Source organism: Nocardioides sp. P4_G4 (assembly GCF_056401085.1).
The window spans coordinates 1-26,196 of the sequence record NZ_JBFUKA010000017.1; the positions used below are offsets into that span (position 1 = coordinate 1).

Genomic DNA, 26,196 nt, shown 5'->3' on the forward strand with positions numbered 1-26,196 from the left:
GGTCGAGGCCGAGCCCACGGGCGACCTCGCGGAGGCGGTCGGCGAGGCCGGCGGGGTTGAGGCCGCCGGCGTTGGCGACGATCCGCACGCCCTTCTCCAGGGCGAGGCCGAGGCAGTCCTCGGCCTGGCGGACGAAGGTCCGGGCGTAGCCGAGCGACGGGTCCTTCATCGTGTCGCGACCGAGGATGAGCATGGTCAGCTCGGCGAGGTAGTCACCCGTCAGCACGTCCAGCGGGCCGCCCTCGAGCATCTCGCGCATCGCCGTCAGGCGGTCGCCGTAGAAGCCGGAACAGTTGCCGATCCGCAGCACCTCGCTCATCGCGCCGGCCTCCCCTCGCCCGGCGGACCCGCGAAGGCCTGCGCGATGTCGAGCCACCGGTCGGCGTCGGGCCCGCTGGCGACGAGGTCGGTGTCACCGCGGTGCACCCGCTGGGTCACCAGCCGGCAGAAGTCGCCGGCCGAGCCGGTGACCGTCTGCCCTGCGTCGTCGGGTCCCCACGACCACACGTCGCCGTCGGGAGCGGCGAGGTCGATGCGGAACTCCTCGGCCGGCACGTCGAGCCCGTGGGTGGCGAAGGCGAAGTTGCGGGTGCGTACGCCGAGATGGGCGACGTGCCGGATCCGCGGCGAGTCCTCCGGCTCGACCCCGAGCGCCTCGTGGACGTCGAGGCTGTGCGCCCAGGTCTCCATGAACCGCGCGGTGGCCATCGAGGTCGGCGACATGGGCGGCCCGAACCACGGCAGCTTCTCGCCGTGGGGGACCTCGGCCAGCGCGGCGACCAGGTCCTTGCGAGCCCGGCGCCAGCGCTCGAGCAGGTCGGGGTCGCGCCCCAGCTCGAGCGCGCCGGCGTCGACGAATCCGTCCGGGTCGCCGATGGCCGCGATCACCACCTCGTCCCACGCGGCCTTGCCCTCCGGGGTACCGGCCCGAGCGGCCAGCGTCGCGACCTCGTCGGTCCACGCCAGGTGCCCGATCTGCGTGGCCACGTCCCACCCCGCGGCGGGCGTCGGCGTGCGCCAGCCCGCCTCGTCGAGGTCGGCGACCAGCGACTCGAGCCGGTCCCCCTCGGCGGCGAGGTCGGCCAGGACGGTGCGGAGCACGTCGGTCATGTCGGAGTCCCTGCGGCGTTGTCGGACGGAGGAGCGGAACGGGGGAGGACGGGAACGTCGTGGGCCGGATCCAGCTCCCGGTCGAGCACGTCGGCCCAGTGGTCGAGGATGCGACGACGACGGCGGGCGTCGTCGGAGATGGTGCTGGCGAGCCCGAGGCCCCGCACGAGGTCGAGGGTGGCCTGGACGAGCTCCCGCACGCCGGGTCGGGACTCGTCGGCGCCGAGCGCCTCCACGGTGAGGCGGTGCGTCTCGCGGCCGACGCGCTGCTCGAGCGGCGCGACCGCGGCGTACAACGCCTCGTCGGTGCGGGCGGCGACCCACAGCTCGAGGGCGGCGGCGAAGACCGGAGAGCTGAAGTGGTCACCGAGCACGGCCAGGACGGCCCGCGTACGACGTCGCCCGCGCGGCAGGTTGTCCACCGCCGCCTGGAGCTCGGCGCCGCGGATCTCGGTGAGGTGCGCGACGGCGGCCACGACCAGGTCGTTCTTGGTCGGGAAGTGGTGCAGCTGGGCCCCCCGGCTCACCCCGGCCCGCTCGGAGACCAGCGTGGTGGAGGTCCCGCTGAAGCCGCGCTCGACCAGGCACTCCACGGTCGCCTCCAGCAGCCGCAACCGCATCGCCCGGGTGCGTTCCTGCTGGGGCACCCGGGCGAACGGCGCGGACGGGGGGGTCACGCCCCTATCGTGGGGCCGTAACAACAAACAGTCAAGCCTGACTTTTTGTGCCGACCGGGCAGTTCCTGGCGTTTCACGACCGCCGACTCGGCGTCGTACCAAGGCGTCGTACCGACCGGCGCGGCCATCTGCACGGAAGTGCCCGCTCGGCACGATCCATGCGCCAGGAAGTGCCCGCTCGGCACTGTCGAGGCGCCAGGAACTGCCCGGTCAGTCGAGGCGAGTGACGAGGGGCAGCCGCGAGCGCGCGGTCAGCCCGACCACGGCCGCGGTGAGCAGCGGCAGCGCCACGACCAGGCCGAGGACGAGCAGCCAGGGGACGTCGATGTACGGCCCGGTCGCCTCGCCCGACCCGCCCAGGAGGTCGGCGGACTGGTAGGTCAGCGGCCACGTGATCGCGATGCCCGGGATGAACCCCACGACCGCACCGAGCAGCGCGCCGACGAACCCGACCACCAGGGCGTACGACGCCGCGACCCGCCGCCGGGTCCGGGGCGCCGCGCCCACCGCGGCCAGGGTCGCCAGGTCGGGCCGGGCGTCCGAGAGCGCGAGGAAGGTCGCGGTCAGGGTGCCGCCGAGCATCAGCACACCCCCCAGCGCCGCCAGCACCAGCTGCACCACGACCACCTCGTCCGGGGCCTGGTAGCCGCGCTCGACGTAGAGCGAGGCGTCCTCGGTGATCCCGCCCAGCGCCTCGTCGAGGTCGGTCTGGGCGTCCTCGCTGAGCCCGGCGTCGGCCAGGTAGAGCCCGGCGACGGAGGTCGGCCGGTCCAGGTCGGCGGCCAGCACAGACGGCAGCAGCGCCTGCGCGACCGGGGTCGCGTCGCCGACGTCGACGTACGTCGCCGGCCAGGTGAGGCGGCTGACCTCGCCGGCGCCACCGTCGGCCGGGTCGTAGGAGTCCAGGCGCAGGCGCACGGTGTCCGCGTCCACGGGTCGCTGGGAGAACACCACCGCGGAGCCGGCAGCCAGCGCGTCCTGCGCGGCGTCGAGGTCCGCGCCGCTGAGCTCGGCGACGCCGGGGACCGTGTCGGTGACGACGACGCTGCCGTCGAGGCGTCCGCCCCAGTACTCCAGGAGCGGGGTGCGGTCCCCGGGCTCGCGGAAGTCCACGCTGAGGTACGACCCGTCCGCGCCCTGCTGCTGGACGCCGCGGAGCACCTCGACGTCGTCGGTCCGCGCCCGGACGGCCGCCTCGACCTCGGCCCAGGTCCCCGCGGTGACCGGCTCGACGTCACCGTTCATCGGCGCGCTGGGGTAGATGTTGACCATCCCGGCACCGAGCGGCATCGACGGCGTGTACGTCGCCTCGTTCTGCGCCTCGTCGGAGGTGACGGCGATCCCGAGGGCCACCACCCCGGCCACGGTCGCGGCCACGGCTGCCACCGCCGGGACGGTGCGGGTGCGGTGCCGGGCGGCATCGCGGGCGGCGTACCGCAGGGACAGGGGCAGCCGCCGCGACAGCCGGGCGACGACCGACACCACGACGGGCACCACCAGGATCATCCCGAGCACCGAGACGATCGCCGCGATCGCGATGAACCAGTGCCCGCCGCTCGAGGCGCTCACGCCGTACGCCGCCAGCGCCACGCCGGCGCCGAGCAGCACGAGGCCCAGGACGGGTGTCCGGGCGGAAGGCGGGCGGTCGCCGCGACGACCGGAGAGCACGGCGACCACATCCTGCCGGGACGCGATGTGCGCAGGCACGACGGCGGCCAGCACCGCCGAGAGCAGGCCGAAGGCCGCCACCACGGCGACGATGCGCCAGTCCACGTCGACCGGGCCGAACCATTCGCCGGAGAAGCCCTGCGCGAGCGGCAGCAGCGCCCAGCCGACCACCACGCCGAGCACGGCGCCGACCAGCGCGGCGAGCGCGCCGAGCACGATCCCGGAGGCGAGGACCACCCGGCGGGCCTGGCGGGGTGTCCCTCCGGTGGCGGCCATCAGGGCCAGGGAGCGGGCCTGCCGCCGGGCGCTCACGGCGAACGCCGGACCGGCCAGCAGGACCACCTCGAGCAGCGCCATCGTGACCACGAGGGCGATGATCGCGAGCACGTCGCCGTACCCGGTGTCGTAGCCCATCTGCTCGGCCATCTGCTGCACGGGTGGCGGGTCGGCGAGCACCGCGCGCGAGGTGACGACGAGGCCGGCCTTGTTGAGGGCCAGCACGTCGGACCACATCACCGGGGCTCCGTCGACGAGCCAGTCGACGTCGGGGGTGTAGTCGGCGAACCCGGGCCCCAGCGCGTCGGGCAGCACGTCGATCGTGGCAGTGTCGCGGACGGTCGTGTGGCGTCCCGTGCCGACGACCTCGAAGTCGCGGTCGCCCACGCTCACGGTGTCGCCCAGACCGACGCCGCGCTCCACGAGCACGTCGTTGACCACCGCCTCGTCCGGCGCCTCGGCCGCGCGCCCGGCGGTGATCTCGAAGAGCCCCTCGGCCAGCGGGTCGCGCAGGTCGACCTCGCGGGCGGCGACGCTCACCCGCCGCTCCCCCAGCGGGATCTCGGTCCAGCCCTCGCGCACGGTGATGGCCCGGACGTCGGGCCCGAGCACGGCGGTCACGTCGTCGTACGACGGTGTGCCGCCGGCGGCGTTGCCGTCGTTGCCCCACCCCCAGTCGTCGGGGTCGGGCGACTGGAAGACCGCGCCGCCGACCGGGCGGATGCGAGCCTCGGCGGCACCCATGCGGCGGTCGGCGCCCTCGGTCCCGGCGACGTCGGCCGTCGCCTGGACGACGGCCGCCGCCGTCACCGCGAGCACGGGCAGCGCGATCATCGCCAGGACCAGCAGGCTGCGTCCCCGCGCTCGCAGCGCGTCCCGGCGCGCCAGCCGCAGCGCCGGACGCCAGCCGGCGAGCCAGCCCGCGAACCAGCCCCCGCGCCCGCCCCCGGACGAGCTCACCGGGCGACCTCCGGCTCGAGCAGGTCGTCGACCGGGTCGGCTCCCGACTCGTCGACGATCACACCGTCGCGCAGGAACACCACCCGGTCGGCCCAGGCGGCGTGCCGCGCCTCGTGGGTGACGAGCACCCCGGCCGCCCCGGCGTCGCAGCGCGCCCGCAGCAGCCGCAGGATCTCCTCGCCGGTGTCGGTGTCGAGGGCGCCGGTGGGCTCGTCGGCCAGGATCAGCCGCCGCTCCCCCACGATGGCGCGGGCGATGGCGACCCGCTGCTGCTGCCCGCCGGACATCGCGTCGGGGTAGCGGTCGGCGAGGTCGAGGATGCCGACCTCCTCGAGCGCGGTCATCGCGAGGCGGCGCGCCGCTCGCGACTTCTCACCGTCCAGCTCGCGGGGCAGCGCGACGTTCTCGGCGGCGGTGAGCGCCGGGATGAGGTTGAAGGCCTGGAAGACGTAGCCCACCGACGTACGCCGCATCCGCGCGCGCCCGGCGTTGCCGAGGGCGCCGACGTCCTCGCCCTCGATGCGGACGGTGCCGCGGGTCGGTTGGTCCAGGCCGCCGGCGAGGGTGAGCAGGGTGGACTTGCCCGACCCGGACGGCCCCATGACGGCCACCAGCTCGCCGGCGTGCGCGCGGAACGAGACCTCGCGCAAGGCGTGCACCTCGGTCTCGCCCTCGCCGTGGATGCGGGTCACCTCGTCGAGGTGCAGCACGGGGGCGCTCATCGCACGCTCCGACCGGTCGACGCGTCGGCACCCGCGCCGGGCGCGGCGGTCGCGTCACGTCGCACGTCAGTCCCCTCGACCGCCGCGCGACGCAGCCTGGCCTCGCAGTGGTCGAGCCACCGGATCTCGGCCTCCGCGTCGAAGACCAGCGCGTCGAGCACCAGGCTCCAGGCGAGGTCCTCGGGCTGGTCGGGGCGTGCGGCGCGGCCCGAGCGCTTGAGCCGGGTGTAGTCCTGGAGCGCGGCCATCGTGGCGCTGCGCTGGCGCTGGATGAGCGTGCCGACGTCGACCCCGCGGACGGTGACGGCGAGGGCGAGCTTGATGGCCAGCTCGTCGCGGGGCGGCTGGGTGCGAGGCACCGGAGTGGTGAACCACTCCGACACCTCGCCCCGACCCGCCTCGGTGACGCGATAGGTCACGTGGCTGCCGTCGTCGGTGCCGTGGTGGGCCCCCTCGCCGACCACCTGCTCGACGAGCCCGTCGCGCTCGAGCCGGGACAGGGTCGTGTAGACCTGCCCGACGTTGAGCGGCCAGGTGGACCCCGTGCGCTGCTCGAACTCGACACGCAGCTGGTAGCCGTACATCGGCCCGTCCTCCAACAGCGCCAGCATCGCCTGCCTGATCGACATCGCGTCTCCTCGCGGTGCGCCCACCGGCCCCCGTGGCCAATGGATACCGGGTATGTATACCACGTATGCATGCCGGTCTGGGCCGGCGTTTCGACGCCCGCCGGATGGGCAGGACACCGGGGCGGCCCCACCCGGGGAGCCGCTCGGCCGTCCCGCGTCCGCGACCGCGACCGCGGGCCAGACCCAGCAGGGGGAAGCACCATGTCCAACTACGGCAACCCGCCGACCGATCCCTACGGCCAGAACCCGTACGGCCAGCCGCCGCAGGCGCCGTACGACCAGAACCCCTACGGGGGTCAGCAGCCCTACGGCCAGCAGCCGGCCTACGCGCAGGGCGGCTACGGCGCCCCGCAGGCCGGGTTCGCACCGCCGTACGCATCGTGGATCCAGCGGGTCGCGGCGTACCTCATCGACGGCCTGCTCACCCTCGTCGCCTACCTGCCCGGCCTGGTCGGGGTGATCGTGCTGGTCTCCAACATCGAGACGACCACCGACCCGGTGACCGGGGTGACGACCTCGGAGATGCCGCAGGGCGGCGGGCTCGTGGCCGGTCTGGTCGCCCTGGGCGCACTGCTCGTGCTCGCCTTCTCGATCTGGAACATCGTCTTCCGGCAGGGCCGGACCGGCTACACGATCGGCAAGGGCGTCATGGGCATCAAGCTGGTCAAGGAGGAGACCGGCCAGCCCGTCGGACCCGGCCTGTCGTTCGTCCGGCAGATCGCGCACGTCCTCGACAGCGTCCTGTGCAACATCGGCTACCTGTGGCCGCTGTGGGACGCCAAGCGGCAGACCTTCTCCGACAAGGTCATGGGCACCATCGTCATCCGCCAGCCCAAGGGGTGAGGCGCACCCCGCGGCCGTCACTAGGCTGGGCCCAGACGGCCGCGGGGCGGTCACCACTGAGGGGAACCACCCACATGCGCGTGCACACGCGGCCCGGACGCCTGGCTGCGCTCACCCTGCTCGCTGCCACCTCGCTCCCGGCACTCGTCGGCTGCACCGCCGACGCCGAGGCCGACACCGTGGCCTCCTCGGCGGCGTCACCCGCCGAGGTCCGTGCCGGGCTCGTCGACCTGTACGCCGGTGAACGGGCCACGTCCGACGACGTCGCGGCGGCCGAGTGCTTCGCCGACGACCTGCTCGAGCGCGTCACGCCCGACGAGCTGCGCGACGGCGGGGTGCTCGACGCGTCGTTCCGCACCCGGGAGAAGGCCGCCACCCTCGACCGGACCCTCGCAGTGGCCTGGGTCGAGGCGCAGATGACCTGCACCGACTTCGTCGAGGAGTCGACCGAGGCCCAGGAGGCGCTCACCAAGGGTCATCTCGACGCCGACGCGTACGCCGCGTGTCTCGAGGGTCGTCTCGACGACGACACCATCCGCGACGCGTCCGTCTCCACCCTGATGGCGCGCTTCGACGACCCCGCGGTCGGCGAGATGAGCGTCGCGCAGTCCGAGTGCTCCGTGCTGTCGGTGCCGCGGGGCTGACCCCTCAGGCCGCCACGGTCATCACGACGCGGGCACGCTCGGTGGGCCTGGACCAGCGCCTCCGTGCCCGGGCGAGCCGCGCCAAGGACCAGACGAGCATCGGCGCGGCCAGGACCGGGGTGACCCACTCCAGTCCCGGCACCTGCGCGGGGTAGGACAGCAGCAGGGCACTGAGGGTCGTGCTCGTGGCGAGGCGGGCCGAGTAGCCGACCATCACCACCGGCGGTGCCGGCGTCGCCCGCGCGGTGCGCATGTCCGCGGCGAAGGGCCGGCGACCCGACCACGACATGGCCACGGCGACAACCTGGGTCGTGACGACGACCCACACGCTCACCACCGCGACCGCCTCCCCGGGTGACGGCACGCCGGCCCGGATCGACGCGACGAGGACCGTCATGGCGGCGGAGAGGCTCACCCACTCCGCGAGCGTGAGGGCCCGCGCGTCGAACACCGTGGACGGGTCGGCCGGGAGGCTCTCTCGCCAGAGCAGGCCGCGCCCGTCGAGGCACCAGGTGTTCACCCCGAAGAGGAGCGCACCTCCGCTCGCGACGAGGGCGGGAAGCACGGTCACCGAGGCCCACGGCATCCCGCCGGCCAGCGCCACGAGTCCCGGGCCGAGCGTCAGCACGACCAGGCCGCGGCGCATCGGCACCGACCGCCACACCGACGCCCGGTCGAGGCGTCGGACCATGGCCAGGTCGCTGGACGGGGTGGACCTGGCGGGGTGGCTCCCGCTCTCGCCCTTGAGCTCCTCGCGAGGCGTACGCCGCAGGGCCGCGGCCGCCGGCCAGACGCCCGCTCCGACCGCCACCACGACGAGGACCGCCTGCGCGAGGACGGTCCACGACCACCGCTCGCCGGCCCCGGCGCGGATCGCCGTCGCCAGGTGGCGCGTGGGCGAGGCGTCGAGCAGCGGCACGAGCCTCCCGGTGGCCTGCAGGCCGATGCCCACGAGGAGCAGCACCGCGGTCGCCGCGCGGGTGATGACGATCCCGCGGGAGCCACGGCGTACGACCTCGACCGTCCAGGCCACCACCTGGGCGAGCGCGGTCGCGAGCAGCAGCCAGAGCACGACGACCCCCTGGGCCGCGACCCAGCGGTCGGGGCCGGCCACGAACGAGGTGACGGCCATGAGCAGCCAGGACTGCACCAGCCACGCGAGGTTGAGGGGCGCCAGGACCAGCGTCCCGAGGTGCTCGGTAGCGGGCGTGATCGGGAAGACGGACGCCTGGTCGTGGGGAACCAGCTCGCGCCCTCCCCCGCCGGCGACCGCGGAGACGATCGAGAGGGCCAGCAGCCCGGCCAGCATCGCGGGCAGGTTCTCCCGCATCGGCACCACGAGATCGGCCAGGAGGCTCCCCGGCACGATCTCGGCGCGGGCGGGGAGTGCGGCCACGGCGACACTGATCGCCAGGACGACGAGCGCACCGGCCCGAGAGGTATGCGGGCGCCGTACGGTCGCGGCGCGGAAGCGGAGCAGGTGCCGGAGGTCGACGACGGCGTCGACCCAGGAGTCAGTCGAGGAGCGCACGGTAGGCATCGGCGCCGGCCTCCCCGCTCAGCTCGTCGGCTCCCATGGCCGCGACCTGGGCGCCGCCGCGCAGCACCACCGCGGTGCTGCAGGCCTGCATCGCGAGGTCGCGCAGGTGGGTGGAGACGAGGACGCAGGCGCCGCGGGCGCGGGCGTCCTCGATGACGGTCAGGGTGGCCTCGACGCCCAGCGGGTCGACGCCGTCGAAGGGCTCGTCGAGCAGCAGCACGTCGGGCTCGTGGAGCGCGGCGAGGACCACCGAGAGGCGCCGGCCCATGCCGTGGCTGAAGCCGCTGGTCACGCGGTGCGCGACGTCGCCGAGCTCGAAGCGCTCGAGCAGGTCACGGGCCCGGACCTCCCAGTCGTCGAGGCGACGCAGGCGCGCCGCGAGCTGGAGGTGCTCCCACGGGGTGGCGCGGGGGACGAGGCCGCCCACGTCGGGGCAGTACCCCACCCGGCGCTTGACCCCCACCGGGTCGCGGGCCACGTCGACCCCGTCCACGAGGACGGACCCCGCGGTGGGCGGGACGACCCCGGCGAGGACGCGCATGGTGGTCGACTTGCCGGCGCCGTTGCGCCCCAGGAGGGCGGTCGCGTGGCCGGCCTCGGCCTGCAGGTCGATGCCGGCGACCGCCTCGACCTCGCCGAAGCGGACGTGCAGGCCACGGACGTCGATGACGGGGGGCTGGCTCACCGGCCCATCCTCCCCGACCGGGCGGTTCCTGTGTCCTGAATGCGCCGACCGGGCACTTCCGGTGCGCTGGGTCGGCGGCGTACTGGTCCGGACGGGCCGCAGCCAGCGAGGCGTCCGAGGCGGACCATGGGAAGGAGTCCGCGACGACACGGAACCCCGGACGGCGCTGAGGAGTCGTTGTGGTCATCCCAGCCAGGAGGCGGCATGGACGAAGACTCCATCACCTTCGGTCGGATGCAGGATCTCGAGGACCGTGTGTCCCTCCGCGACGTGTTCGACGCGAGCTACCGCAAGCTCGTCGTGCAGCTCTACGCCATCACCAGCAACTTCGACGAGGCGGAGGACGTGGTCCAGGAGGCCTTCGTCCGGGCGGCCGCGTCCGGACGACGGTTCCTGCGCGTGGACAACCACGAGGCGTGGTTGCGCACGACCGCGATCCACGTGCATCGGAGCAGGTGGCGCAAGCTGCGCAACGGCCAGCGCGCGCGAGACAGGATGGTGGCCCCCCGGGACCCCGCCGCCCTCGAGGACCACCTGGAGATCATCGCCGCCCTCCGGGCCCTGCCGGAGCCGCAGCGAGAGGTCATCGCGCTGCACTACCTGGCCGACCTGCCGGTCCACAGGATCGCCGACGAGCTCGGCGTACCGACCGGAACCGTGAAGTCACGCCTGAGCCGCGGTCGTGAGGCCTTGGCCCTGCTGCTCACCCCGGTCGAAGGAGGCGTCGATCATGTCTAAAGATCTGCTGGAGGCCTTCCGCGAGCAGGCCGAGCTCACCACTCCCGTGCCGGGGTTCGACCTCATCGAGGCGGGAGGACGGGCGCGGCGCCGACGGCGGTACGCCGTGATGGGTGGCGCGGCCGCCTTCGTCCTGGCCGTGAGCGGGTTGCTCGCCGTGACGAGCGACACCGACAGAGATGTGCAACCGGCAGAGCACCCCGACACCTCCGGGGTGACTCTGTGGCCCGGACCCACCATGACCACGCTGCGCGCGGGCACGTACGAGTTCGCTGCCTCCGTGGGCCCCTACAGCCCCGCAGTGCGCCTGACGCTGCCCCCTGGGTGGAACGCCTGGCATGGCCCGAACCGGTTCGAGGGCCTGGGCTCGGACGTCACGTACGACGAGAAGGTCAACGAGCACGTGCTGTCGCAGGACCCGGACTGGTACGTCGACCTGCTGCAGCTGGACGTCCGGTGGATCGCCCAGCGGGGATGCACCATGGCGCACGTGCAGGATCGTGGCCTCCCCGGCTTCGTGCGGGCCCTCACGCACGCCCCTGGTCTGGAGGTCGTCCAGGGACCGACTCCCGGGACCTTCTCCGGCCGTGCCGCCGTGCATGTGCGGTTCAAGGTGCCCAGCGGGGTCCCGACCTGCCTGGGACAGCTACTCCTCCAAGCGGAAGATGGCCCCATCGGCCTCGGAGACCCCGGCACCGTCCACGATGCCTGGGTCATCGACGTCGACGGAGAGTCCTTCCTGGTGTGGGCCTCATGGTCTCCGCACACACCGCCGGGCGAGGTGGACGCGCTGCTCGGGATCGTCGACAGCATCGAGCTGCACGACCGGGGGTAGGCCGAGAGGGCACTTCCCACGCGCCCGGAAGTGCCCTCTCGGCACTTCCCACGCGCCCGGAAGTGCCCGCTCGGCACCTCCCATTCGCACGGAAGTGCCCGCTCACGTCGTCAGGCGGGGAAGGACTCGCCCTTCGCGTGCAGGTCGCGGAGGTACGCCGTGGGCCGGAACCGCTCGCCGTACGTGTCCGCGAGCTCGTCGGCCCGGGCCAGGAAGGCGCCGAGGCCGATCTCCCCGACGGGACGCCCGCGCTCGTCCATGGCCTGGTAGCCGGTCATGAACTGCGCGGCGCCGCCGGTGATGGCCGGGAAGCCGATGCCCATGATCGAGCCGATGTTGGCCGCGGCGGCGGAGGTGATGACCTCCTCCTCGAAGCACTTGGCGGTCTCGATCGCCTCGATGAAGAGCATCCGGTCCTTCATGTCGGCGAAGGGGATCTGCTCCTCGGCCACCGGGAACGTCGCCCCGATCTCCGGCCAGAGACCCGCGCGGCGACCGGACTCGTCGTACTCGTAGAAGCCGGCACCCTTGAGGCGTGAGGGACGCCCCGCCTCGATCATCGTGGCGATCACCTCACCCGCCCGGTCCTCCGGCAGCTCGCGGCCCTCGCGGACGGCGGCGTCGGCGGTGGCCTTGCGGATCTTGGCCATCAGCTCCATGTTGAGCTCGTCGCTGATCTGCAGCGGCCCGACCGGGAAGCCGGCCTGCGTCGCGGCCCGCTCGAGGGAGATCGGGTGCGCGCCCTCGGCGAGCATCGTCAGCCCCTCGTTGATCTGCGTGCCGATGACGCGCGAGGTGTAGAAGCCGCGCGAGTCGTTGACCACGATCGGGGTCTTGCGGATCTGCTGGACGACGTCGTACGCCTTGGCCAGCGCGACGTCGGAGGTCTCCTTGCCGCGGATGATCTCGACGAGCGGCATCTTGTCGACGGGGCTGAAGAAGTGCAGCCCGATGAAGTCGGCCGGCCGGTCGATGCCGCCAGCGAGCTCGGTGATCGGCAGCGTCGAGGTGTTGGAGCACAGCAGCGCGTCGTCGTCGACGTACGGCGCCACCTCGGCGAAGACCGTGGCCTTCAGCGCCGGGTCCTCGAAGACCGCCTCGATCACCAGGTCGCAGCCGGTGAGGTCCGCCGGGTCCCCGGTCGCGGCGATCCGGCCGAGCAGCTCGTCGGCCTTCTCCTGGGTGAGCTTCCCACGCTCGATGCCCTTGGCGTTGAGCCTGGCGGTGTAGGCCTTGCCCTTCTCGGCGTTCTCGGTCGACACGTCCTTGAGCACGACCTGCATGCCGGCGCGGGCGCACGCGTAGGCGATGCCGGCGCCCATCATCCCGGCGCCGAGGACGCCGACCTTGGTGGCCTTCCAGCGCTCGATGCCCTCGGGCCGCAGCGACCCGGAGTTGATCGCCTGGAGGTCGAAGAAGAACGCCTGGATCATGTTCTTGGAGCCCTGGTTGACGATCAGGCTCGTGAGGTAGCGCGACTCGATGCGCGAGGCCGTGTCGAAGTCGACCTGCGCGCCCTCGACCGCAGCGCTGAGGATCGCGCGCGGGGCGGGGTAGACCGCACCCTTCGTCTGCTTGCGCAGCAGGGCCGGGAAGGCCGGGAGGAACGCCGCCAGCGCGGGCGTCCTCGGGGTGCCGCCGGGCATCTTGTAGCCGGCGCGGTCCCACGGCTTGGTGGCGGCCTCCTCGTCGTCGCGGTGCTCGAGGATCCAGGCCTTGGCGGCAGGGACGAGCTCCTCGCGAGTGGGCAGCAGCTCGTCGACGAGGCCCTTGGCCAGCGCGCCCTGCGGGTCGAACTGGGTGCCCGGCATCAGCACGTCCATCAGCGCGGACTGCAGGCCCAGCATGCGTACGACGCGCGTCACGCCGCCGCCGCCGGGGAGCAGGCCGAGGGTGGACTCGGGCAGGCCGATCTTGACCGAGCGGTCGTCGACCGCGATGCGGTGGTTGGCGGCCAGCGCGATCTCGAGGCCACCGCCGAGGGCGGCGCCGTTGATCGCGGCCACGACCGGGCGCGGGAAGCGCTCGAGGCGGCGCAGGCCGGCCTTGATCGCCTCACCGGAATCGAAGATCTGCTGCGCGTCGTCCGGGGTGGCCTGGGACATCAGCTTCAGGTTGCCGCCGGCGAAGAAGGTCTTCTTGGCGCTGGCGACGACGACGCCGACGACGTCGTCCTGCTCGGCGTACAGCCGGTCGACGACCTCGTCCATGGACCGCTGGTAGAGCTCGGTCATGGTGTTGGCCTTCGACGTCGGGTCGTCGAGGGTGAGGGTGACGATGCCGTCGGCGTCGCGCTCGTAGCGGACGGCGCTGTGCTGGTCGGTGCTGGCGGTGGTGGTGCTCATGTGTGGGTGACTGCCTTTCAGACGAGCTCGACGATGGTGGCGATGCCCATGCCGCCGCCGACGCAGAGCGTGGCGAGGCCGCGCTTCTGGTCGCGGCGGGCGAGCTCGTCGACCAGCGTGCCGAGGATCATCGCGCCCGTGGCGCCGAGCGGGTGGCCCATGGCGATCGCGCCGCCGTTGACGTTGGTGATGTCGTGGGAGATGCCCAGGTCGCGCATGARGCGCATCGCGACGGCGGCGAAGGCCTCGTTGATCTCGAACAGGTCGATGTCCTCGACCTCGAGGCCGGCCTTGGCCAGGGCCTTGCGGGCCGCGGGGGCGGGACCGGTGAGCATGATCGTGGGGTCGGCGCCGGAGACCGCCGTGGCGATGATCCGGGCACGCGGGGTGAGGCCGAGGTCGGTGCCGACCTGCTCGCTGCCGATGGCCATGATCGCGGCGCCGTCGACGATGCCGGAGCTGTTGCCGGCGTGGTGGACGTGGTCGATCCTCTCGACCCAGTGGTACTTCTCCAGCGCCACGTCGTCGAAGCCGGCGTCGCGGCCGATCTGGGCGAAGGACGGCTTGAGGCCGGCCAGGCCCTCGGGGCTGGTGTCGGGGCGGATCGTCTCGTCGTGGTCGAGCACGGTGAGGCCGTTGCGGTCGCGGACCGGGATGACGGCGTCGGCGAAGTAGCCGTTGGCCCACGCCTTGGCCGCACGGTGGTGCGACTCGGCGGCGAAGGCGTCCACGTCGCCGCGGTTCCAGCCCTCGATCGTGGCGATCAGGTCGGCGCCGATGCCCTGCGGGACGAAGCCGGTGGTCAGCGCGGTGGCCGGGTCCATCGCCCAGGCGCCGCCGTCGGAGCCCATGGGGACGCGGCTCATCGACTCGACGCCGCCGGCGAGGATCAGGTCCTCGAAGCCGCCGCGCACGCGGGAGGCCGCCTGGTTGACCGCCTCCAGGCCGGAGGCGCAGAAGCGGTTGAGCTGCACGCCGGCCACGGTCTCGGGATAGCCGGCCGCCAGGGCCGCGGTCTTGGCGATGTCGCCACCCTGGTCGCCGAGCGGCGACACGACGCCGAGCACGACGTCGTCCACGCGGGCGGGGTCGAGACCGGGGTTGCGCGTCCGCACCTCGTCGAGGAGGCCGACCACGAGGTCGACCGGCTTGACCTCGTGCAGCGTCCCGACGGCCTTGCCCTTGCCGCGCGGCGTACGGATGTGGTCGTAGATGAATGCCTCTGCCATGACCGTCCTTCGATGTCGGGAGGGTGTGTCGCGTACGTGTGGAGACCCGTCCCTCGATTGTGACACCATTACTGTCACCGTGGTCAACCGGTGTGGCCAGGTTCACGCCCGAGGAGGGACGACGATGACCGACCCCGTAGCCGACCCAGCACCCGACGAGGCGTACGACGACGACGCCCTGCTCCTGACCCTCGACGAGCTGACCGAGCGGGTCGGCACCAGCGTGCGCAACGTCCGCTTCTACACCTCCCGGGGCCTGGTCCCGCCGCCGATCCGCCGCGGGCGCTCCGGCTACTACTCCTCCGAGCACGTCGCCCGGCTCGAGCTGGTCCGCGAGCTGCAGGGCCACGGCTTCACGCTCGCCGCGATCGAGAAGTACGTCGAGCGCATCCCCGCCGACGCCACGCCCTCCGACATCGCGCTGCACCTGTCCCTGCTGGCGCCCGTGACCGGCGAGCGACACGTGGACGTCGCCGAGGGGTTGGCCGGCCTGGGCGTGCCGCCGGAGGCCGCCGCCGCGGTCGCGGAGGTGTACGCCGAGCACGGCCGGCAGGTGGCCGCCGAGCTGTCCGAGATCGTCCGGACCCTCGTCTGGCCGCCCGTCCGCGACGCCGGCGGCACCCCCGAGCAGCTGCGCGAGATGGTGCACCGGCTCAAGCCGCTCACGGTCGCCGGGCTCGTCGCGGCCTACGAGCAGGCGATGGACGACTCCGCCGCGGCGTACGACAACAGGCCGCCGCGCTGGCCCTCCGGTGGCGCCTGACCGCCCCCCGGGGTGACGACGAAGCGACACCGCGCGGGGTCGGCTGAGAGACTGGTTCCGTGCTCAACCACCCGACGATCCCCGGCCCGCGGGCCCGATGACCGGGGCGGCGGTCTACCTCCTCCTCGGCCTGTCCCTGCTCCTCGCGATCGTCCTTCCCCAGGTCACCCGGCGCATCGCGGTGTCGCCGCCGATGGTGCTGGTCGCGGTCGGCATGCTCATCGGGCTGCTGCCCCTGGCCGACGGCGTCAGCCTCGACCCCCAGGACCACCGCACGCTGGTCACCCACGTCACCGAGTTCACCGTGCTGGTGTCGCTGATGGGCGTCGGCCTGGCCATCGAGCGCACGCTGGACCTGCGGTCCTGGCAGTCGTGGCGCACCTGGTCGCCGGTGTGGCGACTGCTGGTGGTCACCATGCCGCTGACCATCCTCGGCGTCGGCGTGCTGGGCTGGTGGGTGGCCGGGCTGGCGCCGGCCGTGGCCCTGCTGCTGGGCGCCGTCCTCGCCCCCACCGACCCCGTGCTCGCCTCCGACGTCCAGGTCGGCGAGCCGTTGACCGACGACATCGACCGCGACGGTCGTGACGAGGAGTCCCTCGAGGACGACGACATCCGCTTCTCCCTCACCGCCGAGGCGGGGCTCAACGACGGGCTCGCGTTCCCGTTCGTGCACCTGGCCCTGCTCCTGCTGGCCGGCGGCTTCACGCTGCTCGACGCGGGCGCCTGGATCGGCTGGTACGTCGCCGGCAAGATCGTGCTCGGCGTCGCCGTTGGCCTGGCCGCCGGTTGGCTGCTGGGCCGCCAGGCGTTCCGGGCCCGCAGCGACAAGCTCCGCCTGGCCGACCACGGCGAGCCGCTGCTGGCGCTGGCCGCCCTGCTGGCGGCGTACGGCGCCGCGGAGCTGGTCGGCGGCTACGGCTTCCTCGCGGTCTTCACCTGCGCGATGCGGCTGCGGGCCTCCGAGCGCGGGCACTCCTACCAGCGCGCGATGCACGGCGTGGTCGAGCGGCTCGAGCGCCTGATGACCCTGATGGTCCTGCTCGTCCTGGGCATGGCCATGACGCGCGGCCTCCTCGACCACCTCGACTGGCGCGGGGTCCTCGTGGCCGTCTCGCTCGTGCTGGTGGTGCGGCCCCTCGCCGGGTACGCCGCCCTGTCCCTGCTCGCCCGCGACCAGCGGCTCGACGGCGGGCTCGACCCCGGCGAGCGGATGGCCGTGGCCTTCTTCGGCGTCCGCGGCGTCGGCTCGCTGTACTACCTGGCCTACGCGACCAGCCACGAGGACGTGCCGCACGAGGCGTGGCTGTGGTCCACGGTCGCCTTCACGGTCATCGTCTCGGTCCTGCTCCACGGCGTCACGGCCACGCCGGCCATGGCGCGCCTGGACGCGCGCCGCGGCACGACCGTCACCTGACGAGTGCAGCCATCCAGTCGCCGAGCTCGGTCACCGTCGCCTCGCTCAGGCCGTGGCCGCCCGGGTCGCGCCGGTCGGTCACGTCCGCGCCCGACCCGTCGTGCAGCCACGACCACGTGCGGGCCTGCAGCTCGGCGGGGATGACACGGTCCTGCTCGCCGTGGACGACCAGGACGGGGCGACCCGACAGCCGGCCGTCCCCGACGTCCATTCCCGCGTCCTCGAAGGGCAGCGTGCCGTGGAGGATCGCCGTGCCCGCGAAGCGCGACGGATCGCCGAGCAGCAGCCCGCCGGCGAAGGCGGCGCCTCCGCTGAAGCCCACCAGCACCACCGGCCGGTCGGGCGGGGCGACGTCGTCGAGCCACGCACGGAACCACGAGGTCGTCGCGGCCAGGCTCTCGGGCACCGGTCGGCCGATCCCGCGGTTGGCGAACCACGCGTAGCCGCCACCCTCGGCGATCGGCGCGCGCACGGCGACGTACGACGGCCCCTCGGGCAGGTGTGCGGCGAGACCGACGATGTCCTGCTCGTGCGATCCGCGACCGTGCAGCAGCACGACGAGCGGCCGCGCGGGGTCGTCGGCCCCGGCGGCCCAGGCGACGACCGGTGCGTCGAACAGGGTCATCGGGGCTCGTCCACCACGATGCGCCCGGCGGTCCGGACGCCGGACCAGCTGTCGACCTCGGCGGCCAGGTCCAGGCGCTCGACCGGCGCCTCGTGCTCGTAGCGTCCCCACTCCGCGCGGGGCAGCATCCACATGACCTCGAACTCGTTGCCGTCGGGGTCCTTGCCGTAGACGCTCTTGGTGGCGCCGTGGCTCGACTCCCCGGTGAGGGCGTCGGCGTCGGCCAGGGTCAGGCGCGCTTGCCCGAGCTGCTCGATCGTGTCGACCTGCCACGCCAGGTGGTAGAGCCCGATACCGGGCCGCTTGACCTGGTCGGCCCCGATGCCGAACAGACCCAGGTCGTGGTGGTTGTCGCCGTGGGTGAGTCGCAGGAAGGCGGCGCGGGCGCGGGGCTCGCGGGCGGCGACCTCCATCCCGAACACGGAGGTGTAGAAGTCGATCGACCGCTCGAGGTCGGCGACGAAGAGGACGGCGTGGTTGAGCCGGACTGCGGGGATGGACATGGGTGCTCCTTCGTTGTCACCACTGTAATTGAAGGTTGAACTAACTTCCAGTCCGAGCATTCCTACGCCCGTCTGCAAGGCTGGGCGCATGAGCACCGTCCTGGTCACCGGGGCCACCGGCTTCATCGGCCGCCGCCTCGTCCCCGCCCTCGTCGACGACGGGCACACCGTGCGCGCCATGACCCGACGCCCGGAGCAGTACGACGGCGCCGGGGAGCCGGTCGGCGCCGACGTGATGGACCCGGAGTCGCTGGCCGAGGCGCTCGACGGCGTCGACGTCGCGATCTACCTCGTGCACTCGCTCGACGACCCCGACTTCGAGCGCAAGGACGCGGAGGCGGCCCGCAACTTCAGCAAGGCCGCCGCGGCCGCGGGCCTGCGCCAGATCGTCTACATGGGCGGGCTCGGCGCCGACGACGGCACCCTGTCCACGCACCTGCGCTCGCGCCGCGAGGTCGAGGGCCTCCTGGGCCAGGACGGCGTAGCGGTCACGGTGCTGCGCGCCGCGATCGTGGTCGGCCACGGCGGCATCTCATGGGAGATCACCCGCCAGCTCGTCAAGAACCTCCCGGCCATGATCGTGCCCAAGTGGGTCGGCACGCGCACCCAGCCGATCGCCCTCGACGACGTCATCCGCTACCTCGCGGGCGTGGTCGACAAGCAGGAGGCCTTCGGACGGGTCTTCGAGATCGGCGGCACCGAGCAGCTGACCTACCTCGACATGATGAAGGTCGCCGCCGAGCTCATCAACGGGCGCAAGATCCCCGTCGTCCCCGTCCCCGTGCTGACGCCGCGGCTGTCGTCGTACTGGCTCGCGCTGGTCACCGACGTCGACGCGACCACGGGCCGCAACCTCATCGACTCGATGTCGACCGAGGTGGTCGTGACCGACACCTCGATCCGCGACGTCGTACCGGGCGAGCCGTTGAGCTACGAGGAGTCCGTACGCCGCGCGCTCGAGGAGCGCGCGGCGGCCTCCGGCAGCTGAGGCGTCAGCCGAAGAAGAGCGGCAGCACCAGCAGCATCGACAGCGACCAGGTGACGTGCGTGATGATCGGCGCGAGCACCCCGCCGCTGGCACGGCGCTGGAGGCCGCACACGAGGCCGATGAGGATCGCTGCGAAGGCGAGCATCACGTTGCCGGTCGCGAGCGTCGCCACGAAGTAGGCGAGCGTCGTCCAGGCCACCGGGTGACGCGGGATCGCGGCGTACGCCGCCCCGCGGAAGAAGAGCTCCTCGGCGATGCCGTTGATGAGCGTGATGACGACCAGTACGGGCACCGAGCCCTGGTCGGCGTACTCCAGGACCGAGCTGACGTAGTCGGCCAGCGGGGGGATCTGGCGCACCACCAGCGAGCCGACGACGAAGACCGCCACCAGCACGAGACCGATGGCGAGCGGCGCCACCACCGGTCGCAGGGTCGCCTCCCCACGCGTGATGCGACCGAGGTGCAGGCGGCCCGACGCGAACGCGCCGACCACCCACACCCCGGCCAGCACCATGGTGGAGACGTAGAACGTGGGGCTCCCCGGCTCGATCCTCAGCGAGTAGCCGAGGACACCAGCGCCGAGGAGGACGACGGCGACCGTGACGACCTGGCGTCGACGCAGTGCGGCCGCGGTGTCGCGCTGGTCGCGCGGCACCACGTCCCACAGGGAGCTTCGCAGCCAGTCGTACACGGACCCGAGCCTAGAGAACGGGCGAAGCGGCTCGCTCAGCGACCAGCAGTGAGCCGGAGCCGCCGAAGCTCAGCGACCAGCACGGAGCCGGCGGAGCCCACGTCTCAGCGACCAGCACTGAGCCGGCGGAGCAGAGGCTCAGCGACCAGCACTGAGCCGGCGGAGCAGAGGCTCAGCGACCAGCACTGAACGAGGAGGAGCTGTGGACGCGGGTGCTGCCGCCGCTGGAGGAGCCGCCGCGACGCTGGCCCTGGCCACCGCCGCTGCGACCGCGGGACTGACCGCCCTGGCCGCCGCCCTGGCCGCCGCCCTGGCCACCGCCGGAGCGACGACGCTGACCGCCGCCGTTGCCACCCTGGCCACCACCCGAGGACTGGCCGCCGGAGCGACCCTCGGACGAGCCGCCGGTCGGGTTGCCCCGGCGCGACTGGCCGTTGGTCTGGCCGTTGCTGCGGGCCCGCTTGCGCTGTGCGTTGGCACCGGTCGAGGAGCCACCACCGGAGGAGGGGGTCTCGACGACGAGACCGCCGGGGGTGCTGCGCTCGCCCGGGGCGAGCTGGACCAGCATCGGGTGGTCGGGGCCGTGGACCTTGGTCGTGGTGGCCTTGATGCCCGCGAGGCGGGTCAGGTCGCGCACGTCGCGGACCTGGTCGTCGGTCATCAGCGTGATGACGGTGCCCTCGGCGCCGGCACGCGCCGTACGGCCCGAGCGGTGCAGGTAGGCCTTGTGCTCGGTGGGCGGGTCGGCGTGGACCACGAGCGCCACGTCGTCGACGTGGATGCCGCGCGCGGCGATGTCGGTGGCGACCAGCGTGGTGGCCTTGCCGGAGTGGAACATCTCCATGTTGCGCGTGCGCGCGTTCTGCGACAGGTTGCCGTGCAGGTCGACCGACGGGACGCCGGACTTGTTGAGCTGGCGGGCCAGGGCCTTGGCGCCGTGCTTGGTGCGCGTGAAGACGACCGTGCGACCGGGCGCGCTGGTCAGGTCGACGAGCACGGGCACGCGCTGGTCGCGGGACACGTGCAGCACGTGGTGCGACATCGTGGAGACCGGCGACTGCGCCGAGTCGGCCTCGTGGGTGACCGGGTTGGTGAGGAAGCGCTTGACCAGGACGTCGATCGCCTTGTCGAGCGTGGCGGAGAACAGCAGGCGCTGTCCGGTGCGCGGCGTCTTGTCCATGATCCGGCGGACGCCGGGCAGGAATCCGAGGTCGGCCATGTGGTCGGCCTCGTCGAGGATCGTGGTCTCGACCGCGGACAGGTCGGCGTACCCCTGACCCATGAGGTCCTCGAGGCGGCCGGGGCAGGCGATGACGATGTCGACGCCCTTCTTCAGCGCGGTGGTCTGGGGGCCCTGGCCGACGCCGCCGTAGATGACGACTGTGGACAGGCCGGTGGCGTCGGCCATCGGCTTGAGGGCGGCGTGGATCTGGCCGACCAGCTCGCGGGTCGGGGCCAGGATCAGCGCGCGCGGCTTGCGCGGCATGGCCGGCATCTTGGAGGCGTCGAGGCGGGCGATCAGCGGCAGCACGAACGCGAATGTCTTGCCGGAGCCGGTGCGGCCACGGCCGAGGACGTCGCGGCCGGCGAGGCTGTCGGGCAGCGTCGCGGCCTGGATGGGAGTGGGGGTGGTGATGCCTTGCTTCTCGAGGATCGAGATCAACGAGGAGGGCACGCCGAGGTCGGCGAAGTTCATGGGGGGAATCTTTCGGTTGGCGTCTCGCCAATCGTGGGCCGGCCCGTGTCGGGCGGCATACGTCCTCAGAAGTGAGGGGCGGATCGACCGACTGCGTGAGTCACGATCCGTGCACCCGTTGCAAGACTTGACGGGATGCGTGGGTTGAACGCTATCGGTGGCGTGGGTGTTCCTGTGAATCGTGGGGTCTGTGGGGTGTCGGGGGTCACGTTCCGGCGTGGTGCTGGAGGCCCGCCGGGTCGGGTCTGCCCCGGAGCTTCGGCAACTGGCGGCGTACGACGACCCGCGCGGTCGGGCGCCTGTCGGCCGCCGCCAGTTGGTGAACGCCCGGCGCACGACCGCAGCGTCAGGTACTGTCGCGGCGCACGAGGAGCGGCGGGATGATCACCCGCATGGCGTGGCCGCCGGTGTGCCCGTCGACCTGCTCGAGCAGCAGCCGGGTGGCGCGCTCGGCCATCTCCTCGACCGGCTGGCGCACGGTGGTCAGCGGCGGGGTGGTGCGCTCGGCGACGCCGAGGTCGTCGTACCCGACCACGGCGACGTCGTCAGGCACGCGCCGGCCGAGGGCGGAGAGCACCTTGAGGGCGCCGGAGGCCATCAGGTCGGAGGCGACGACGATGCCGTCGAGGTCCGGGTGCCTGCCCATCAGCTCCTCGGCGGCGTGCTGGCCACCGGCCTCGGTGAAGTCGCCGTGCACGACGGCGTCGTCGGCCATGCCGGCCGCGGCCATCGCCAGTCGCCACCCCGCGAGCCGGTCCTCGGCCGCGGTCATGTCGGCGGGTCCCGCGATGGTGCCGATGCGACGGCAGCCGCGCTCGACGAGCACCTCGGTGGCCATCCGCTCGCCGGCGGTGTTGTCGACGTCGACGTAGGCGACCCGGTCGCCCGCCGACCAGGGCCGGCCGCCGAAGACGCAGGGCAGGTCGATGCGGGTGAGCTGCTCGGCGAGACCGTCGTCGCGGTGGTGGGAGACCACGAGCGCACCGTCGACGTGCCGGTTGGTGAGGTAGCGCAGCGTGCGCGCGGTCGACGCACCCGGGCGGGCGAGCAGCAGCACGAGCTGCATGTCGCGGTCGCCGAGGACCCGCGTCACGCCCCGCAGGGTGCCGGCGAAGAACGGGTCGGAGAAGACCCGGTCGTCGGGCTCGGGGACGACGACGGCGATGGAGTCGGTACGCCGCGTGACCAGGCTGCGCGCCGCCGGGTTGGGTACGTAGCCCAGCGACCGGACCKCTGCGTCGACCGAGGACTGCGCGCGCGGGCTCACCCGCTGCCCACCGTTGATCGCGCGGGAGGCGGTCGCGCGGGAGACGCCCGCGACCCGGGCGACCTCGTCGAGGGTGGGCGAGGCGGACGCGCCGTCCCTCCTCGTTCCGTTCACCCTGCTCACGCTAGTGGGCCCGGCGGTCCCGGCACGGGCAGGCCTCCCGACCGCGCGACCTCGGCGTACCAGCGGGCACTGGCCTTCGGCGTCCGCCGCTGCGTCTCGTAGTCGACGTGGACCAGCCCGAAGCGCTTCGCGTAGCCGTAGGCCCACTCGAAGTTGTCCATGAAGGACCACTGGAAGAACCCGCGCACGTCGACCCCCTCGCCGATCGCGCGGTGCACCGCGCGCAGGTAGGAGTCGAGGAACTCGATGCGGTCCGGGTCACGCACCTCGCCGTCGGCGTCGGGGACGTCGGCGTACGCCGCCCCGGTCTCGGTGAGGTAGATCGGCAGCCGCGGGTAGTCCACGTGGAGACGGCGCAGCAGGCGGTACAGGCCGTCGGGCTGCACCTCCCACCCCATGTCGGTGACGGGCAGCCCGCGACTCGGGAACGTCACGTGCTCTGAGCCCACGAACGGCGACAGCGGCACCCGGTCCGGCTGGTCGCTCCCGACGCCCACGACGTCGGTGTGAGGGTGACCCGAGACGGCGTTGCCGTGGTAGTAGTTCACGCCCAGCACGTCGATCGGCGAGGAGATCAGCGCCAGGTCCCCGTCCCGTACGACGTCGCGCCAATGCCCGCCCTGCCAGTCGAGGTGCGCGGTGTCGGCGAACAGGTCCGCGGGGTAGGAACCGCGCAGGACCGGGTCGAGGAAGAGCCGGTTGTGCAGCGCGTCGATGCGCCGCGCGGCGTCCACGTCGGCCGGGTCGCTCGGGTCGAACGGGTCCGGCACGGTCAGGTTGAGGCTCAGCCCCAGCCGGATGTCGTCGCCCGAGGCGTCGGCGCGACGTCTCAGCTCGTCGACGACGAGACCGTGCCCGAGCAGCAGGTGGTGCGCGGAGACCAGGCCAGCGACGCCCTCCTGCCGCCCGGGGGCATGGTGTCCTGCGGCGTAGCCGAGGAGGGAGGAGCAGAACGGCTCGTTGAGGGTCGTCCAGGTGGGCACCCGGTCGCCGAGGACGTCGTGCACGGACAGCGCGTAGTCGGCGAAGCGGTGGGCGGTGTCGCGGCTGGTCCAGCCGCCCGCGTCCTCGAGGGCCTGCGGGAGGTCCCAGTGGTAGAGCGTCAGCCACGGCGCGACGTCCTGGGCGAGCAGCTCGTCGACGAGGCGGTCGTAGAAGGCGAGCCCGGCGCGGTTGACCGGTCCGCCGTCCGGGCGCACCCGGGGCCACGCGACCGAGAACCGGTACGACGCCACCTCGAGCTCGCGCAGCAGGGCCACGTCCTGCGGCATCCGGTGGTAGTGGTCGCAGGCGACGTCGCCGGTGTGCGCGTTCATCACCGCACCCGGGGTGTGGGAGAAGGTGTCCCAGATGGACGCGGTGCGTCCGTCCTCGGCCACCGCCCCCTCGATCTGGTACGACGCCGTGGCCACCCCCCACACGAACCCCTCGGGGAAGCGCGCGTCGGGGTCGGGCGTACTGGTGGTGTGCTCGGCGGTCCCGAGCCTCTGCTGGACGGTCATCCCTTGACTGCTCCTTGCATGATTCCGGCGACCAGCTGGCGGCCGGYGACGACGAAGAGGACGAGGAGCGGGATGGTGGCCAGGGTGGTCCCGGCGAGGACCATGCTGAAGTCCTTGAAGTACCCGCTCTGGAGCTGGTTGAGCGCCACCTGGACGGTGGGGTTGTCCGGTGGCAGCGCGATCAACGGCCAGAAGAAGTCGGTCCACACCTGCATGAAGGTGAAGAGCCACAGGATCGCTGCGGCGGGCCGCGCCGCCGGGACGGCGACCGTCCAGAAGGTGCGGATCTGGGAGCACCCGTCCATCCGAGCCGCCTCGATCAGCTCGTCCGGAACGGCGTCGACGAGGTACTGCCGCATGAAGAAGACGCCGAAGGCGGTGACCAGCCAGGGGATGACGACCGACCAGATGCTGCCGGCCCACCCCAGCTTGGACATCAGGATGAACAGCGGGACCACGCCGAGCTGGGTGGGGACCGCCATCGTCGCGATGACACCGACCATCAGCAGCCCGTTGCCCCGGAAGCGCAGCTTCGCGAAGGCGTAGCCCGCCAGGGTGCAGAAGAACACCACCGAGCACGCGGTCACGGTCGAGACCATCAGGCTGTTGACCAGCGACGTCCAGAACGGGATGGAGTCCATGGCCCGCCGGGCGTTGTCGACGAAGTGGCCCCCCGGGAGGAGCGGCGGGATGCCCTGGGCGGCGACCTCCTTKGTCTGCGAGCCCAGCAGGARGGACCAGTAGAGCGGGGCGGCCGAGCCGAACAGGAAGGCGAGCAGCAGGCCGTAGACGAGGAAGCCGGGACGGCGGCTCATCGTTCGCCTCCCTTGGCTCCGACGCGACGGATGAGCACGAAGTTGACGACCGCGAAGACGCAGATCACCAGGAACAGCAGCCACGCCGTGGCCGACGCTCGCCCGAGGTCGCGCAGCTGCCACCCGAAGTCGTAGATCAGCATCGTGATGGTGCCGAACTGACGGTCGCTGCCGCCGTTGCGGGCCATGGTGTCGTCGAAGAGGCGGGGCTCGGCGAAGATCTGCAGCCCCCCGATCGTCGAGGTGATGATGACGAAGACCATCGTGGGCCTGATCATCGGCACGGTGATCGAGGCGAACTGGCGCACGCGTCCGGCCCCGTCGATCGCGGCCGACTCGTAGAGGTCGCGCGGCACCGCCTGCATCGCGGCCAGGAAGATCAGCGCGTTGTAGCCGGTCCAGCGCCAGTTGACCATCGTGGCGATGGCGACGTGGCTGGCGAACCGGTTCGTGTGCCACGCGACGGGGTCGACACCCACCAGGCCCAGCACCTGGTTGACGAGCCCGTAGCGGTCGCCGTACAGGCTGCCGAAGATGATCGCGACCGCCACGGGGGAGACCACGAACGGCAGCAGGATGCTCATCCGCCACAGGGTCCGGGCCCGCAGCTGGTTGTCGAGCAGCGCGGCCAGCACGAGCGCGATCAGGATCTGGGGGACCGAGGAGATGAGGAAGATGCTGATCGTGTTGACCAGCTGCTTGGTGAAGTAGGGGTTCTCGAGGACCTCGCGGTAGTTGTCGAGGCCGACGAAGTCCCCCTTGCCGCCCAGCAGGCTCCAGTCGTGCACCGACACCCAGGCGGTGTAGCCCAGGGGGAACATGCCGATGAGGAGGAACAGCACGAAGAACGGGGCGATGTAGAGGTACGGCGAGAGCGTCATGTCGAGACGGCTGAACCGCCGCCGCCA

The 26,196-nt window shown here is 72.6% G+C and carries 25 protein-coding genes; 7 read left to right on the forward strand and 18 right to left on the reverse strand.

The window, feature by feature from the left end; genetic code table 11:
* From AC1DQF_RS05750 to AC1DQF_RS05775, 6 genes are all read right to left on the reverse strand, one after another.
* Positions 1 to 319, reverse strand: a 319-nt coding sequence (locus AC1DQF_RS05750; RefSeq protein ID WP_477524250.1) for an acyclic terpene utilization AtuA family protein, incomplete at its 3' end; no start/stop codon positions are given.
* Positions 316 to 1,110: a TIGR03084 family metal-binding protein gene (locus tag AC1DQF_RS05755; RefSeq protein WP_477524251.1), complete on the reverse strand. Its 795-nt coding sequence runs from the start codon at positions 1,108 to 1,110 to the stop codon at positions 316 to 318. The genes AC1DQF_RS05750 and AC1DQF_RS05755, both read right to left, overlap by 4 nt.
* Complete coding sequence (locus tag AC1DQF_RS05760; protein WP_477524252.1) at positions 1,107 to 1,787, reverse strand: TetR/AcrR family transcriptional regulator; 681 nt, start codon at positions 1,785 to 1,787, stop codon at positions 1,107 to 1,109. The genes AC1DQF_RS05755 and AC1DQF_RS05760 overlap by 4 nt, the downstream gene beginning before the upstream one ends.
* Positions 1,788 to 1,997: 210 nt before the next feature.
* A complete protein-coding gene (locus AC1DQF_RS05765) occupies positions 1,998 to 4,691 on the reverse strand; it encodes an FtsX-like permease family protein (protein WP_477524253.1) in 2,694 nt (897 codons plus the stop codon).
* Positions 4,688 to 5,413 carry an ABC transporter ATP-binding protein gene (locus tag AC1DQF_RS05770; protein ID WP_477524254.1) on the reverse strand — a complete coding sequence of 242 codons (726 nt, stop codon included), beginning with the start codon at positions 5,411 to 5,413 and terminating at the stop codon, positions 4,688 to 4,690. Before AC1DQF_RS05770 ends, AC1DQF_RS05765 begins: the two co-directional genes overlap by 4 nt.
* Entirely contained in the window at positions 5,410 to 6,042 is a 633-nt protein-coding gene (locus AC1DQF_RS05775; protein ID WP_477524255.1) for a PadR family transcriptional regulator, read from the reverse strand. Before AC1DQF_RS05775 ends, AC1DQF_RS05770 begins: the two co-directional genes overlap by 4 nt.
* Before the next feature lie 201 nt (positions 6,043 to 6,243).
* Here AC1DQF_RS05775 and AC1DQF_RS05780 point away from each other — a divergent pair, with 201 nt between their 5' ends.
* Together AC1DQF_RS05780 and AC1DQF_RS05785 are read left to right on the forward strand one after the other, a co-directional pair.
* On the forward strand, positions 6,244 to 6,885 hold the full coding sequence (locus AC1DQF_RS05780) for an RDD family protein (RefSeq protein ID WP_477524256.1): 642 nt from the start codon (positions 6,244 to 6,246) through the stop codon (positions 6,883 to 6,885).
* A gap of 74 nt (positions 6,886 to 6,959) precedes the next feature.
* The gene (locus AC1DQF_RS05785; protein WP_477524257.1) at positions 6,960 to 7,529 is read left to right on the forward strand and encodes a hypothetical protein; all 570 of its coding nucleotides are present in this window, start codon (positions 6,960 to 6,962) and stop codon (positions 7,527 to 7,529) included.
* A gap of 4 nt (positions 7,530 to 7,533) precedes the next feature.
* Here AC1DQF_RS05785 and AC1DQF_RS05790 read toward each other — a convergent pair whose 3' ends face one another.
* Together AC1DQF_RS05790 and AC1DQF_RS05795 are read right to left on the reverse strand one after the other, a co-directional pair.
* Positions 7,534 to 9,060: a hypothetical protein gene (locus AC1DQF_RS05790; protein ID WP_477524258.1), complete on the reverse strand. Its 1,527-nt coding sequence runs from the start codon at positions 9,058 to 9,060 to the stop codon at positions 7,534 to 7,536.
* Positions 9,044 to 9,754, reverse strand: a complete 711-nt coding sequence (locus AC1DQF_RS05795; RefSeq protein WP_477524259.1) for an ABC transporter ATP-binding protein — start codon at positions 9,752 to 9,754, stop codon at positions 9,044 to 9,046. Before AC1DQF_RS05795 ends, AC1DQF_RS05790 begins: the two co-directional genes overlap by 17 nt.
* 204 nt (positions 9,755 to 9,958) lie before the next feature.
* Here AC1DQF_RS05795 and AC1DQF_RS05800 point away from each other — a divergent pair, with 204 nt between their 5' ends.
* Positions 9,959 to 10,492 carry an RNA polymerase sigma factor gene (locus tag AC1DQF_RS05800; RefSeq protein ID WP_477524260.1) on the forward strand — a complete coding sequence of 178 codons (534 nt, stop codon included), beginning with the start codon at positions 9,959 to 9,961 and terminating at the stop codon, positions 10,490 to 10,492.
* A complete protein-coding gene (locus AC1DQF_RS05805) occupies positions 10,485 to 11,327 on the forward strand; it encodes a hypothetical protein (protein ID WP_477524261.1) in 843 nt (280 codons plus the stop codon). The genes AC1DQF_RS05800 and AC1DQF_RS05805 overlap by 8 nt, the downstream gene beginning before the upstream one ends.
* A gap of 110 nt (positions 11,328 to 11,437) precedes the next feature.
* Here the strand turns inward: AC1DQF_RS05805 and AC1DQF_RS05810 are convergent, their stop codons facing one another.
* A complete protein-coding gene (locus AC1DQF_RS05810) occupies positions 11,438 to 13,672 on the reverse strand; it encodes a 3-hydroxyacyl-CoA dehydrogenase NAD-binding domain-containing protein (protein WP_477524262.1) in 2,235 nt (744 codons plus the stop codon).
* Between the two features lie 17 nt (positions 13,673 to 13,689).
* Entirely contained in the window at positions 13,690 to 14,901 is a 1,212-nt protein-coding gene (locus AC1DQF_RS05815) for an acetyl-CoA C-acetyltransferase (RefSeq protein WP_477524263.1), read from the reverse strand.
* A 124-nt stretch (positions 14,902 to 15,025) separates the two neighbouring features.
* Here AC1DQF_RS05815 and AC1DQF_RS05820 point away from each other — a divergent pair, with 124 nt between their 5' ends.
* Positions 15,026 to 15,664 (forward strand): helix-turn-helix domain-containing protein, encoded by a 639-nt coding sequence (locus AC1DQF_RS05820; RefSeq protein WP_477524264.1) that lies wholly within the window; start codon positions 15,026 to 15,028, stop codon positions 15,662 to 15,664.
* Between the two features lie 97 nt (positions 15,665 to 15,761).
* Positions 15,762 to 17,078: a cation:proton antiporter gene (locus tag AC1DQF_RS05825; protein WP_477524265.1), complete on the forward strand. Its 1,317-nt coding sequence runs from the start codon at positions 15,762 to 15,764 to the stop codon at positions 17,076 to 17,078.
* On the opposite strand, the gene AC1DQF_RS05830 is transcribed toward AC1DQF_RS05825, so the two are convergent.
* Complete coding sequence (locus AC1DQF_RS05830) at positions 17,071 to 17,703, reverse strand: alpha/beta hydrolase (RefSeq protein ID WP_477524266.1); 633 nt, start codon at positions 17,701 to 17,703, stop codon at positions 17,071 to 17,073. The two genes, AC1DQF_RS05825 and AC1DQF_RS05830, sit on opposite strands and share 8 nt — an antisense overlap.
* Entirely contained in the window at positions 17,700 to 18,206 is a 507-nt protein-coding gene (locus tag AC1DQF_RS05835) for a VOC family protein (protein ID WP_477524267.1), read from the reverse strand. The genes AC1DQF_RS05830 and AC1DQF_RS05835 overlap by 4 nt, the downstream gene beginning before the upstream one ends.
* An 88-nt stretch (positions 18,207 to 18,294) precedes the next feature.
* Between AC1DQF_RS05835 and AC1DQF_RS05840 the strand changes: the two genes are divergently transcribed.
* Positions 18,295 to 19,194, forward strand: coding sequence for an NAD(P)H-binding protein (locus AC1DQF_RS05840; RefSeq protein ID WP_477524268.1), 900 nt, complete (start codon positions 18,295 to 18,297; stop codon positions 19,192 to 19,194).
* Positions 19,195 to 19,198: 4 nt separating this feature from the next.
* Here the strand turns inward: AC1DQF_RS05840 and AC1DQF_RS05845 are convergent, their stop codons facing one another.
* The 6 genes from AC1DQF_RS05845 to AC1DQF_RS05870 form a co-directional block, all read right to left on the reverse strand.
* Complete coding sequence (locus AC1DQF_RS05845) at positions 19,199 to 19,885, reverse strand: lysostaphin resistance A-like protein (RefSeq protein WP_477524269.1); 687 nt, start codon at positions 19,883 to 19,885, stop codon at positions 19,199 to 19,201.
* 172 nt (positions 19,886 to 20,057) lie between these two features.
* A complete protein-coding gene (locus tag AC1DQF_RS05850) occupies positions 20,058 to 21,581 on the reverse strand; it encodes a DEAD/DEAH box helicase (RefSeq protein ID WP_477524270.1) in 1,524 nt (507 codons plus the stop codon).
* A 346-nt stretch (positions 21,582 to 21,927) separates the two neighbouring features.
* Positions 21,928 to 22,962: a LacI family DNA-binding transcriptional regulator gene (locus tag AC1DQF_RS05855; protein WP_477524271.1), complete on the reverse strand. Its 1,035-nt coding sequence runs from the start codon at positions 22,960 to 22,962 to the stop codon at positions 21,928 to 21,930.
* A 5-nt stretch (positions 22,963 to 22,967) separates the two neighbouring features.
* Entirely contained in the window at positions 22,968 to 24,473 is a 1,506-nt protein-coding gene (locus AC1DQF_RS05860) for a GH1 family beta-glucosidase (protein ID WP_477524272.1), read from the reverse strand.
* A complete protein-coding gene (locus tag AC1DQF_RS05865; RefSeq protein WP_477524273.1) occupies positions 24,470 to 25,288 on the reverse strand; it encodes a carbohydrate ABC transporter permease in 819 nt (272 codons plus the stop codon). The genes AC1DQF_RS05860 and AC1DQF_RS05865 overlap by 4 nt, the downstream gene beginning before the upstream one ends.
* Positions 25,285 to 26,169 (reverse strand): carbohydrate ABC transporter permease, encoded by an 885-nt coding sequence (locus AC1DQF_RS05870; protein WP_477524274.1) that lies wholly within the window; start codon positions 26,167 to 26,169, stop codon positions 25,285 to 25,287. The genes AC1DQF_RS05865 and AC1DQF_RS05870 overlap by 4 nt, the downstream gene beginning before the upstream one ends.
* Positions 26,170 to 26,196 lie beyond the last annotated feature (27 nt).